The sequence below is a fragment of the Syntrophomonas sp. DTU019 genome, assembly GCA_913757435.1.
In the GTDB taxonomy this organism is placed as follows: Bacteria; Bacillota; Syntrophomonadia; order Syntrophomonadales; family Syntrophomonadaceae; genus DTU019.
The window spans coordinates 64,378-77,321 of sequence record CAJYDM010000003.1 but is presented as its reverse complement, the minus strand read 5'-3'; the positions used below and the strand labels follow the sequence as shown (position 1 = coordinate 77,321).

Annotated in this window: 9 protein-coding genes and 1 pseudogene; 2 read left to right on the top strand and 8 right to left on the bottom strand. The window is 45.7% G+C overall.

The genetic code is table 11. The features are described from left to right. Positions 1 to 60: 60 nt before the first annotated feature. A complete protein-coding gene (locus AC15IQ_RS09275; protein WP_483178700.1) occupies positions 61 to 1,785 on the bottom strand; it encodes an ATP-dependent nuclease in 1,725 nt (574 codons plus the stop codon). 35 nt (positions 1,786 to 1,820) lie between these two features. After that, positions 1,821 to 1,985 carry an AAA family ATPase gene (locus AC15IQ_RS09270; RefSeq protein WP_483179049.1) on the bottom strand — a complete coding sequence of 55 codons (165 nt, stop codon included), beginning with the start codon at positions 1,983 to 1,985 and terminating at the stop codon, positions 1,821 to 1,823. 405 nt (positions 1,986 to 2,390) lie between these two features. Between AC15IQ_RS09270 and AC15IQ_RS09265 the strand changes: the two genes are divergently transcribed. Together AC15IQ_RS09265 and AC15IQ_RS09260 are read left to right on the top strand one after the other, a co-directional pair. Next, positions 2,391 to 4,595, top strand: coding sequence for a DUF1156 domain-containing protein (locus tag AC15IQ_RS09265; RefSeq protein ID WP_483178699.1), 2,205 nt, complete (start codon positions 2,391 to 2,393; stop codon positions 4,593 to 4,595). Continuing rightward, positions 4,579 to 5,610, top strand: coding sequence for a hypothetical protein (locus tag AC15IQ_RS09260; protein WP_483178698.1), 1,032 nt, complete (start codon positions 4,579 to 4,581; stop codon positions 5,608 to 5,610). Before AC15IQ_RS09265 ends, AC15IQ_RS09260 begins: the two co-directional genes overlap by 17 nt. 34 nt (positions 5,611 to 5,644) lie before the next feature. Here the strand turns inward: AC15IQ_RS09260 and AC15IQ_RS09255 are convergent, their stop codons facing one another. The 6 genes and pseudogenes from AC15IQ_RS09255 to AC15IQ_RS09230 form a co-directional block, all read right to left on the bottom strand. Next, positions 5,645 to 6,091: a DUF3795 domain-containing protein gene (locus AC15IQ_RS09255; RefSeq protein WP_483178697.1), complete on the bottom strand. Its 447-nt coding sequence runs from the start codon at positions 6,089 to 6,091 to the stop codon at positions 5,645 to 5,647. Between the two features lie 146 nt (positions 6,092 to 6,237). Next, complete coding sequence (locus tag AC15IQ_RS09250; RefSeq protein WP_483178696.1) at positions 6,238 to 6,960, bottom strand: DUF169 domain-containing protein; 723 nt, start codon at positions 6,958 to 6,960, stop codon at positions 6,238 to 6,240. A 279-nt stretch (positions 6,961 to 7,239) separates the two neighbouring features. Then, positions 7,240 to 7,806: a DUF3795 domain-containing protein gene (locus AC15IQ_RS09245; protein ID WP_483178695.1), complete on the bottom strand. Its 567-nt coding sequence runs from the start codon at positions 7,804 to 7,806 to the stop codon at positions 7,240 to 7,242. A gap of 332 nt (positions 7,807 to 8,138) precedes the next feature. Beyond that, positions 8,139 to 10,193: a stalk domain-containing protein gene (locus AC15IQ_RS09240; protein WP_483178694.1), complete on the bottom strand. Its 2,055-nt coding sequence runs from the start codon at positions 10,191 to 10,193 to the stop codon at positions 8,139 to 8,141. Between the two features lie 261 nt (positions 10,194 to 10,454). Continuing rightward, positions 10,455 to 10,589, bottom strand: a pseudogene (locus AC15IQ_RS09235) (DUF169 domain-containing protein); the annotation flags it as partial. A gap of 406 nt (positions 10,590 to 10,995) precedes the next feature. Next, the gene (locus AC15IQ_RS09230; protein ID WP_483178693.1) at positions 10,996 to 12,936 is read right to left on the bottom strand and encodes a DNA topoisomerase 3; all 1,941 of its coding nucleotides are present in this window, start codon (positions 12,934 to 12,936) and stop codon (positions 10,996 to 10,998) included. Positions 12,937 to 12,944 lie beyond the last annotated feature (8 nt).

The following is a 12,944-nucleotide window of genomic DNA, read 5'->3' as shown; positions in this document are numbered from 1 at the left end:
GATCACCTGCTTTGATATTCGTAATTTCTCTTTGTGGTTACAGTCAATTATTGTCTATCTTTAATGGTTTTTGAGTTTTTTACAATGAGCAATAAGGTCTGAACAAAGCTTCACAAGATTTTCTGAGACCAAACCTTTCTCCCAAGCTAGTTTTAATGCCCTAGCGATAGCCAGGGGATTTTTTCTTAATCCGCCTGCATTAGCATAGTGTAAATATGATGCATTTAAAAAGGTGTTCCAGTCACTGCCTAGTTCAGCTTCTATAGCCGCGGTAAGATTTGTTTTCCATAAATATAAATCTGGCTTTATTATTGTAGCTGTTGGCCATTCGCTTTCACTTGTATAACCTAATAGATTTAATATAATTCTATTGTCCTTTTTTTGCTTTTCAATTTCGTCTGGTCGATCCTTATTTGTATCAGCATCAAATACCACGAAAACCGGAATATTTAATAACTTTGCCATGGCCAGCGGCTTAACAATAGAACTCTTTCCTCCCATCGGAACAATGTGACATCCTAGTCTTCTAAATTCCGCATTATTTCCTGTAAGCATCAAGTACGTAGAAATGTAAGCAACATCTTCTATTCCTTCTACTAGAATTAAGTTGTTGCAGAAGAACAATTCATTAATAATTGGATTTAAAGATGGATATAACTTAGCTAATATTCCTTCTTCACGCAATGGCTTTTCACCGGATAATTCTAGCTTTAAAGCCAGTTCTTTATACAAAAGCTGGGATATATAAGACCTACTCGGTTCATCAGTTTCTCTAACAATTCTCACAGCTTCAAAATTATCTCCTGGTATGAATAAAGGACTGTGAGAACAGATCATTATTTGAGAGCCTTTTTGCGAAAGATCGGTTAGGACTTCTGAAAGATGTTTAGCTTGAGGAGGATGTTGATATATTTCTGGTTCTTCTATTCCCATGATTAACGTTGGAGCTGTTTCATCAAATATAGTCGTCAATTCTTGAAGTAATGCAAGCATATAAGATCGTTGAAGACCATGCCCAAACCGTGCTAAATCTCCTTCGAATCCCCTTTCACCAATTCTAATATAAGCCCAAGGTTCTTCAACCTTAATCGATTTCTCAGGGTCTTGTTTCCACAATATTTGAGCAGTAATACCAGGATGTGCCCAGGATTCAAGCCTTTCTTTTAATGATGAAGATATTGTGTCCAAAACATGTTGCTCTGCATCCAGAATTTTTTGGTACTCAGATTGAGTTTCCTTTTTTAGTGTTCTTACCTTCTCTGAGAAATTGACTTTGGATCTTACGGTTCTCGCTAATAGCTGACCCAAAGCTGAATTCTTTGATTCTTCAGTTTCTTCTGTCGCATCTTTTGAGGCAGAAATAAAAACCCATTGTACATGATTCGCTAATCTATTGACACCCCTGCTAACGCCGTAAAATTGATCTTCACTTGGAATTAAACTACATTGTTCAGGATGATCAGCTTCATATTTATGTAATGCATCTATCATTGCTTGTTTTGTACCTGGAGCTGGTAAATCATTGTAGGCATTTTTTAGAGTAGTATAAATCTCTTTTAAGTCATTAGCTTTAGCTCCAGCTTTTTCATTTTCAAAAAAGGATCTGAAAGCCTCTAAACCGATACGATTTCCATATTGTTTTACTTCAGCACTATCTGTAGTAGGATCATATTCTGCCAGGGATGACACAACTAACTTATCCTGTCTAACATAATCCGATAACTCCTGTTTTGCAGCTTCGGTTAAATTGGCAAAAGTGACTGTTATTTTTATAGGCTTGGTCACGTCTTTATGATGAAAGTCTTCTCGTGTGAGTTTGCTCAGATCAGTTTTACTATCTTTGTACTGTCTAAAAAAACATTTAAAGCGTTAAGAACTGTTGATTTGCCGGAGCCATTAGATCCAACAAAACAAGTATAAGTACCAAAGTTTATGGTCTCGTCTTTAAAACTCCTAAAGTTCTCTATTCTTACAGATTCAATCATCATGGTTAATACCCCCTTAAAATATCATAACAATATCTGGAGTCATCTTACTTCAGTCCCATGCTTTTTTTACACATTTCAACTATATTTACCCATGTTTTTCTATATATGACATATCATTTCCTTTTTCTTCCGAGGCTTTTTCAGTTCCTATTCATTTATGGCGAGGTTTCTGACTTTGAATGCTTCTCAGTTTCTTATTTGCACCACTTCCACTCGAATCAGAACCATTAACCCATTTTAGACACGGCCCCTTTGACCTAGGCGTTGATGACATTCGCCAGGATGATTATGGTTGAAGGTCTTAGTGCTAGGGTTCCACACACTCACCTGTTGTGTCGATCACTAAAGGAATCCACCCCTGGTTTGAAGAATGGTATCCTTAGTATTGGAGGCATTATCTTTGTGATAGAAAAGAGATTTGACATTCCCTTCCTGGCCAACCTGGCCTTGCGGGAGAAGCAGATACAACAGAATTACCGCCCCGTCATTGCAGTTCATAAATGGTTTGCGCGCCGCCCGGGGACACTGTTCCGGGGTCTTTTGTTATCGGAGTATGGTTCAGGTGAGCTGCAGGATTCATTTTACCAGGCCAATGCGTTGAACGGCATTACAGTGGCCGACCCTTTTATGGGGGGAGGAACGCCAATAATTGAGGCCAACCGCTTGGGGTGTGACGTCATTGGATGCGACATCAATCCAATGTCTTATTGGATTGTGGAAAGAGAATTAGCTTCTCTCAACATGGAAGAATACCAATCGGTCTCGGATAGTTTTTTAACTGAGCTCAAAAAAAAGATTGAGTCCTTTTACATGACGACTTGTACCATCTGTGGCAATGAAGCACCGGTAAAATATTTTCTATGGGTGAAAACACAGGCTTGCAAGGTTTGTGGTGAATCATTCGATTTGTTTCCAGGATATCTGATTGCGGCCAATAACCGCCATCCATCTTACGTGCTTGTCTGCAGCCAATGCGGTCAATTAAATGAAGTTGATGACCAGAGTGAAGCAGGCGATTGTGCCCAATGTCATGAACCCTTGAAGGTTCAAGGACCGGCCAAAGGCAACAAATGTGCCTGTTCCCATTGCGGATCAAATAATCAATATCCCCAACCTTCTCAAGGCCCGCCAAAGCACCGAATGGTAGCCATCGAGTATTATTGCCCCCATTGCAAGCCGAATCATCAAGGGCGATTCTTCAAGAAGCCTGATGTAACTGACCAGCTTCGATATGAACAAGCAGCAGCGATATTTTTAAAAACCAAAAACTCTTATATACCAGACGATATAATTCCACCCGGTGACGAAACTACCCGTTTGCACCGCTGGGGGTATAATCGGTATGGTGAACTGTTCAACCATCGCCAGCTATTGGGATTGGTGTTGAGCTGCGATTTGATAACCAGTCTGCCGGATGATGAAGTAAAGAATGCCCTGGCTACCAATCTGTCTGACCTTTTGCGCTACCAGAATATGCTGTGTCGTTATGATACCCGGGCGCTCAAATCGTTGGACATCTTTTCTATCCATGGGTTTCCGGTTGGGCTCATGCAGTGCGAGTCAAATTTGTTGGGCATTGCAGATGAAAAAAGGGGCGTCAACGTAGGCAGCGGCGGCTGGACCAATATTATCGATAAATACCGCCGCGCCAAGGATTATTGCCAGCACCCCTTTGAAATATACCATGCTAAAGGCAAGAAGATTCGAGTCCCTATCCCTGGAGAATGGATCGGGCCTGGCAAAGATAATCGCGACCAACAGCGGGATAGGACGATTCAGCTGCATTGCGGCAGTTCAACTGAGTTGTCCCTGCCTCCCAACTCATTGGATGCGGTATTTACCGATCCCCCCTACTTCGGCAATGTGCAGTACGCTGAACTCATGGATTTTTGCTATGTTTGGCTGCGTCAACTGATGGGCATCGATATACCAGGATTTCAACGGCCTACCACCAGGGATATCGACGAGTTAACCGGCAATACCACCATGGATCGCGGCGCCGAACATTTTCTGTGTGGTATGTCCAAGGTGTTCTGCAACATGGCCCAGGCCTTAAAGCCAGGTTCACCACTGGTTTTCACCTACCATCACAATGATATAGGGGCCTATTATCCCATAGCGGCCGCCATATTGGACGCAGGTCTGGTATGCACCGCTTCGATTCCCTGCCCTGGTGAAATGGGAGGCTCGATTCATATTAATGGCACCGGTTCATCAATCACCGATACGGTGTTTGTTTGTCGCTCTACCGGTGTTGTGTCACGGAGAACTATTGTTGATAGCGCTGAAGCCATCGCTGAGCTGGTTCTTCAAGATCTGAAGAGCCTAAAAGCGGGCGGGGTTAAATACTCTCAAGGCGACATTCGCTGTATCACTTACGGGCACTTGATTCGTCTATCCATATGGTTATTGCGGAGCGAATGGAATGCGAATTGGGATGCAATGACCAAGATAGACCGAATTGCAGCGCAAGCTAGAAGGTTGGGAGAATGGGCGACGATTAAAGACTACGTTTTGAGTGTGGCGGCAGTGCCAGAGAAACAGAGCTGGATTACTCTGGAGCCCGAATTAACCTATGAAGGAGAATGTCATGAAATTGCCTTTTGAAGCTAGTCTTGAAGAACTAGTAGAAAATATGGACCAGTGTGTAACTGCGGTATTTTCCTCGCTGGAATCCGACTTCATGACCATGCCCCGCGGCAATGGCTTTATAGAATTCTCTGCCTTTGAAAAAGGCTATGAAGTGCTCAAAATGGCTACCAAAGGATTTACCGATTTCAGTTCCGTGGCTGTTGTAGAAGCGGTTGCCGAATGCCCGTTAGTTGTCATTGTTATTAGGAGTATATTAGGGTTTACCCCTCCAGAATGGGCTTATATTACGACTCAAAGAACCGGGGTTGAGGTCAGCCAGAGTTTTGCCCGTACCCTGGATAGAAATATTCGCTTGAATCCCACCAAGCCTCTATCGAACAACAAGACCACAATCCCGCGCATTAACGCCATGATTGAATCCGCCTGTCGGCTGATTAATTCTTCTTTACCAGCAACTGATGATACTAAACTGCACAGACTAGACAAAGCCGACACCCGGTCGGGTCTACTCGGTTTGCAGAATCTGGCCGTTCTTGGGGTGCCTTATTCAATGCTATTATATGAACGGTTTCTGGGGCGTCCCTTTGCGGGTCATCGTGATTCGGTTTCTGATCTGGTGGGTGATAGTCTGGAAGCGGCCATAGAGGAAACATTGACAGACGCGGGAATAAGTTATAGAAAGACCAAGCGGGCCGAAAAGCTAGCCGATTTCGACCAGACTCCTGATTTTATTATTCCAAGCGAATTCAATCCTCAAGTTGTAATCGAAGCCAAGATAACCGAAGATGATGGGACAGCGCGTGATAAAGTCACCAGAATTCAACATCTGAGCGAGCTGAGTAACTCATTTATCAAACAAGGCAAATCAGGGTTTGAGGTTATTGCCTGCATTGGGGGCAGGGGTTTTGGAGTGCGCCGGGAAGATATGAAGAAGATGCTGCTGGCCACTAACGGTAAGGTATTTACCCTCCAGACCCTGAATCGTATGGTGGAATGCTCCAGGTTACGGGAGTTTAGGACCAAAAAATAATCCCATACCTGGGCTAGACTTTCGCTCCTTTACCTCAATATCTAGGTAACTTAAGCTGCTCGTAATAGTATTCGGTTGCTCCAATTTCCTTCATGCGATCATTTATGTATCTCCAGCGATCCCGTAACCGACCGCTGAACTGTTTTTCGCAGGGATACTCATCACATTGAAAGCAGAAGTCAACGCCTTTTTCTCTATAGCAGGTTTTAGCGGAGCAAGTGGTAATCGGGCATAAAACATTTTCACCCCGGCAGCCGCTGCACGAGGCATTGGCGAAACCGGTCAGGATTTCTTCAAACTGAGTGTAACCTTTAAATTCCGGTTTGCCTTCCGTTTTCATCCGTGCTACCGGGCCATAATTACCGAGCAGTTTAATAAGCCTTGAACTCAATTGTTTGATTTCCCCGTGTTCATAATCGGCACATCTCATACAATCAAGGCCACAGGGAGCAATATGCTGCAATATATCTTTATATTCCACCTTCAAACACCTCTTTTCATCACATTCATATCAATATTCGTTGGTTAATATTGTTACTCCTGCGCTAGAGGGAAAATGAAAGCCCTAACAAACATGAAGGCGAAGAACAGCGCAATAATAAGCCTCGGGGCAACTGAACTCTGAGCCTATTCTATGCGCTCTGCAATCCCCAACCAGGTTTCTTTAGTCAAAAAGCTTGCTTCGACTTGCTCTTCCAGCTCCAAAAACCGTTTGTAGGGGATGCTGAAGGAGAGGATGTCTTTGTTTATATACTTTCGGGCCGAGGGATCAGTCAATCCTATAACACACTTTTGGCTTCCAGCTTCGGCTTGTTCCAAGGCGTATAGAACCGATTGGTGGCAGCCAGCCCCAAAGTCGATCTTAACATTGTCCTGGGTGGATGTATCGTAATTGGCAAACCACATCAAGGCTGAAAGTTGATCGGCATTGGCCAGGAAAATGATAATTTCCGGTATTTCGCCTTCAGCTAATTCGGCTATGGGCTTGAAAACAACATATGTCTTGCTGCCCGAAACCTGGGGTAAACCGGTTGCGAATTGGGCTGCCAGCTGGGGATTCTTTTTGTAGAACTCCCCTTCCCTGCCCCCTGCACCTCCGGTTGACAGGAAATACTCAATAAAACCCAGTTCGAAACGCTTAAAACCCAGCCCCACCTTGCCGCCCAGGCAGGTGGTGGTCTTTTCATCAAATACGGCGGTACGGCCGTTGGCTGCAGCATTTAACATTGCAATAACGCAACCCCGTTTGCCTTCCTTAAATTGCAGAGCCCCGTCAGGTTTAGTATCTGAACGGAAAACAGCCACAGGATGGTTTTTCAGTTTTATGGCATGGGCTATCTTACTTTGCATATACAAACCTCCATCTTGCCGCAAGAAGCAGCAATCCAAATCCATTAAGGCCATTAAACATCACCTGGTTGCAAAGTGCAATTCTGGGGGTTAGAATATTTATAGGAGCCAGCAGGGAGTTGTAGCCCGGTTGCGTCTCCTGGTACGAATTATCCACATTTGAGGGGCTGTGGCTCTACATCATGTAGAGATGCAGCCCTAACGCTTTATGAGGGCTAGACTAGAAACAATCAGGCCTCTCCAACATTAGTGGAAGGCCTGCGATAGGAAATGTGGTATTTATGCCTTTCTTAGTTTCAATTCTGCATTTTCACCTCGAGCAGTATCCTCAAGGAATCGTCTTAAGATTTTGGCTTTCGCTTTGATTTCGTTTTGGTCTATAGATGTTCTATTTATCTCCTGTTCTGCACTTTGCATGGATTGAGTCAGGCCATCGATAGACAGTAGGGCAGTCGCTATACAATAATAGCTTTTGCTCTTGCCATCATCATATTGTTCCAGCATGTTCTCCAATATGGCAATGCGCTGGGCCTGCTGTTCCATAAACGGTTCGAGGCCGGATTCCCGAATGACCGCCAGGTTATGGAGCACTTTTCGGTGAGTTATGAACGAGTCTCTCAGGCCGGTCTCTTTTTTGGACTTTGCACAAGGGTATTCATCACACTGAGCGCACACTTCCAGTCCCTTCTTTTTAAAACAACAGGTGACAAATGGACAGGTGGGGTGATTGTCAAAAAAACCTTCTCCGCAGCAGCCCGGGCACCTGGAAGACCCGTTGGTGTAAAACCTGGGGCACAAACCGCAATCCAAACCGCAGCATCCCAAGGTAGGGTGTTTTTTATTCATTGTTTATAACCTCATGTTATGTAGATGAAATCCGCACCGTTATAAGCGCAGGCCAATAGGTTATATCCTAAAGCGCTTTGAGGTTTGGTGCGATCACCGGGCGCTGTAAATGCTATTGGGCCAATTATTCTTTCCTCTTCTCTTAAACGTAGCATAGCGGGCAATGAGTTGCCCAAACATATACTACACGTTAACACCTGCCCAGGAGACATCACAGAGTATAAGCCCCGTTCAGTTGACTCCCATTGCCTATTATGAAGCACGGGGCCACACGGACAAGCACAAATGACATAGTGGCCCCTGTCTCCGTCTGAGTCACTCCCCGTTTGACGTTATCTGTTGAATTTGATGAAAATATATTTGCCCTTGACGCTTTTATTTACATCCGCCGGGCTTTGGGTGTTTTGCCAGTAAACACTGGTCCATTCGGGGTTGACGTTATTGGGATTATCGAAAGCCACCGAAATACCCGTTATAGGCGGCAGAGTCTGCTCCCGGGAGGTCCACAGATAGATGAAAGCTCCGCCTGAACCCTCATTTAAATCCTGACCATTGCGCACATAGTACACGTAGTTGGCATTGTGATTCAGGAGTTTGGCCTCCGGCGGCGCCGCACTTCCCCGGTATTCCATAAACAAGTCGGTGTAGGCCTCATTGATGTTCTCATCTAGTTTATAGCACAAATAGATGAAGTTCCCGCCGGCTCCTGCATTGAGATCAGCATTGATCAACTGATACCCTGGAGGGCATTTGCTTCTGGCGTTCCATTCATTCTTGTCGGAGACGAATACAATGTCGGTTACATATTTTTGCAGGGGCCACTGATTGCCCTGAGCCAGATTCTGTTTTTCGAATTCAGCTTTAAGGCTGGCCGCCCGGGTGGGATTGTCACACAGCTCCCAAATTGGTACCAGGGCCCTGGCGGTGGTGCTGCCGAAATCGACCAGGGTACCTTTGTCCTCCAAGGTGGCTTCCCATTTGGACAGGATCTGCGGATCGGTCAAAAACTGATTGATATTCAGAGTGAATTCGCCGCCATAACTGTGCAGTGTCTGCTCCTTGTCGCTGTCATATTCAGATTTGTTCTTAACATTCTGATAAGAACCGCTGCCTCCGGCACTGAATATCACGGCATTGAAGTCGGCTTTGGCAGCAGTCTTGAAGTTTTCATAACTGGTTGAGGCCTTGGAACTGGCTGTAATGCTATAATCGACTCTGCCTCCGGTGATTGTATCCACCAGCACGTAATGGCCGAAGTTTGCAAAAACCGTACTGGCAGCAACGCTGCTGTCATTGATCATCTGCCGGGCGTCGTTGGTGAGGTAGTTCTTCAAATCGGTGGTTCCGTTGACGTATACGCCATACTTTTTCACCACATAGCTGAAGGTGGAAAAATAATTGTTTAATTCCTGGGTGCGTTTTGAATCAAAATTCGCCTTTACTGAACCGCCAAAACCAAAATAGCTGCCCGAAGCGCTTATTTTGGTTGAAATACTGTTGCTGTAGGAGCGGATTGATTCGCTGATGATCTGTCTGTTTTCGCCCTGATCAAAACGAATTCGTTCCATTTTTTGATCCTGGATGAGTTTGGTGGTGTCTAATACCGGCTGTTTCAAGGAATCCACTGATGCATATTTGCCAAAGACATCATATCCTCTGCCTACGCGCATCACTACAGGAATATCTGCTTCATCCATAGTCACTTTCATTACTTTTCCAACCTGTGTGGGCGACCAGAGGTCTTTCAACCTGCTTATATCCATGGAAACAAGCGTTAAGTTAGTGGATAATTGGGGCTTGGTCACTGGGGTATCCTTTATTATCCCGGGTATTGACGGAACAAAGGGCTTAATGGTAGATCCACTTGATGAGCCGGTTTTGTTAACAGTTATCTTCCTGGTGACATCGTCCCATTGAACAGTACAGCCCAGTGCTTCAGTGACAAACCGCAGCGGCAGCATGGTTCGCCCGTTGACGATCATGGGCTTTACATTGACATTGCCCGAATCTATGAGAACACTGTTGCCGTTGACCAGGGCATTACTCTGTCCGATCCACAATTCAATTTTCGTTTTATCCAATGACACCGTTACTTTTCTGGTTTGATCATCCCAACCGACATCGGCTCCTAAAGGGGTGGCGGCATATCTGATCGGCAGCATGGTCCGGCCTTCAAAAATAGTAGGGCTGACATCCATAACATTGAGGTCACCGTTTACGGTATATGTATTGTTATCAAGGATAAAAACCATAACCGTATCCTGATTAGTTGGCTCACCGGCTATTGCAGTTAAGGGAACAACCATGATTAAAATCGCTAATGCCAAAAATAATGCTGAGATTCGTGCTGAAATCATTGGATACTTTGGGGCTGTAACAGTCTTCATCACTACCAACCTCCTGTTTCTTCCATGACTCTTTTGCAGGGCTCTTTCCATTTTTTACCGAGATGCCAATTATATTGTACTCGCATACCTTTTACTCCATCAAGTTAAATATGACATGGGCCAACAGAGGGACGTTCTTTTTTTACGAAAATCCCCTTAAAGCCAAAGGATTTTCATTGACGCTTGTGAACCGAAGGCTCATGTTAGTTTTGTTGGGTTTTTCAACCCAACAAAAGAACGTCCCTCTATTGGCCCCTAAGACTAATCTATCCGCTCCGCGATCCCCAACCAGGTTTCTTCGGTCAAAAAGCTTTCTTCGACTTGCTCTTCCAGCTCCAAAAACCGTTTGTAGGGGATGCTGAAGGAGAGGATGTCTTTGTTTATATACTTACGGGCAACCGTAGCACAGCAGCCAGGATGTTGCAAAGTTCAATGCTACACGTTAAAATATCAATAGGAGCCAGCAGGGAGTTGTAGCCCGGTTGCGTCTCCTGGAACGAATTATTCATTCTCAGGGGCTGTGGATCTACGCTATGTAGATATGCAGCCCTAGTGCTTTATGAGGGCTAGAATAGAAACGATTACCGCCAAGCAGCAACAATTCCGTATTCGTCAAACGACCACCCCCTTGTTACCAGGTCGGTAACCGGGGTTCCCTGCCGACTCCTAAGTTTTGTGCCAGCTTTCTTATTCACCGCGACCAATAAAACAGAACGTACGTTCTATAGACAGTATATTAGATTATCCAGTTTAAGGCAATCATCAAGCTGCTACTCAATGCTGGACAGCATTTTTAGAGTAATCATCGAAAGGCATTGAAATTCGCTGGCGCTCTTTTTACCTTCTCAATAGTGCGGGTGATGTAGGCGGTCAACTTGGCCTCAAATTCCTCCGGGGTGATCTCTTTGTTCTGCACCATGAACAAGCCTTTTTCCCAGCTGGCGGTAAGAATGGGGTTCAACAACTCTTTGGCGGATTGGCGCACCAGTTCGACGATGGCCTCACCCTTGGGCTCGGGGGTGACGATGCGTGTCTTGGCATTGATTTTGATGTAGCCAATATCCTGAAGCTTCTTAATGATGCCTGCCCGGGTGGCGGAGGTACCGATGCCGCAGGTCTTGATCTGCTCTCTCAGTTCCTCGTTCTCAATATATTTGCCCGCTTTTTCCATGGTCAGAACCAAGGCCGCATCTGAAAAACGGGAAGGCGGTTTGGTCTCTTTCTCCTCTAGATCCAGGGCGGTGACGGCGCACTTTTCCTTTTTAGTGAGCAGGTGAAGTGGTGCGGCGGATATTTCCTCTTCATTTTTGGCCGGACTCACTTCGTAGATCTCTTTCCATCCAGCTTCTTTGAGGGTTTTGGAGTTGGTCACAAAGACCTCGCCAGCAACTTCGGTTTCAACCTTAACCGTGTTGTAAACCGCTGCTGGATAGAATATGGCCAGAAACCTCTTCACAATCAAGCTGTACACATTGCGGCTGTCGGCATCTAACCGGGACAGATCGGTGCTTACATAGGTGGGGATTATGGCATAATGATCGGTAACCTTGCTGTCATCCACGAACCTCTTACTGGATTTATCGATAGCCAGTTTGCCGAAATCCTTGATTCTGATGACCGCGTCTTTGAAGGCGGCATTCTTATACAACCCATTTAAGACCTGGGGCAGTTCGCCAACTATTTCGGTGGACAATACCCGGCTGTCGGTCCTGGGGTAAGAGATGAGTTTTTTCTCATACAGGCTCTGGGCAATGGACAGGGTTTTATCTACCGGCAGCTTATATTTTTTGTTGGCCTCCGACTGCAGTTCGGCCAGGTTGAAAAGCAGGGGCGGGGCTTCCTTTTTGGCTTTGATCTCCACCTTTTTCACCGCAGCCTCATGCCCCTGCAGTTTTTCGATGATTTGCTGGGCATCCTCCTGGCTGAGGTACTTCTCCTCTTCTTCAGTTGCTTCCGGGTCCTTTTTTCCTTTGGCCTTTTTGGGCTGCCACTTGCCCTTATACTCGACCCTGCTGTCCTGGGACAAAAAGCTGGCCACTATCCCATAATGGGTTTTAGGCACGAAGTTTCTGATTTCCAGTTCACGGTTGACCACCAGGCCCAACACACAGGTCATAACCCGTCCAATGGCTATCACTGCGCGTTTCTTTTCCTTCAGTCGATTCGATAGACCTTGACCGTACTGGCAGGTGTAGATGCGGCTGAAGTTCATGCCAAACAGCCAATCCTCCTTGGCCCGGCAGTAAGCCGCCTGGGAGAGGGAGTCATACTCACTGAGGTCTTTGGCTGCTGCAATGCCCTTTTTCACGGCATCTTCGGTATGCGCCGACAGCCACACCCGTTTGGCGGGTTTTTTGGTACCGCTGAGCTGATAGACCAGGCGGAAAATATATTCCCCTTCCCGCCCGCTGTCAGTGCATGAGTAGATCATCTCCACATCGGGGCGGTGCATGAGCTGTTTGATGACCGCAAACTGTTTGCCGGTGCCGGCATTATCTATGATCTTGTATTTATACTGTTTCGGTATGATGGGCAAATGCTCCACCCGCCAGGATTTGTAGGCCGGGTCGTATTCCTCCGGGTAAGCCATGGTCACCAGATGGCCATAACACCAGCTGATGATGGCCTGATCATTTTCCGCGTAGCCCCGGCTGCGGTCGGATTTGGATATATCTATCCCCAGGACGTTGGCAAAGCTGCCCGCCACCGAGGGTTTTTCGGTAATGTATAATTGTTTGCTCACATCTGATA

Bases quoted from the DNA above. Each gene is read 5' to 3' on its own strand.
- AC15IQ_RS09270 (WP_483179049.1), bottom strand. From the start codon at position 1,985: ATGATTGAATCTGTAAGAATAGAGAACTTTAGGAGTTTTAAAGACGAG.
- AC15IQ_RS09260 (WP_483178698.1), top strand. From the start codon at position 4,579: ATGAAATTGCCTTTTGAAGCTAGTCTTGAAGAACTAGTAGAAAATATG.
- AC15IQ_RS09250 (WP_483178696.1), bottom strand. From the start codon at position 6,960: ATGCAAAGTAAGATAGCCCATGCCATAAAACTGAAAAACCATCCTGTG.
- AC15IQ_RS09245 (WP_483178695.1), bottom strand. From the start codon at position 7,806: ATGAATAAAAAACACCCTACCTTGGGATGCTGCGGTTTGGATTGCGGT.
- AC15IQ_RS09240 (WP_483178694.1), bottom strand. From the start codon at position 10,193: ATGAAGACTGTTACAGCCCCAAAGTATCCAATGATTTCAGCACGAATC.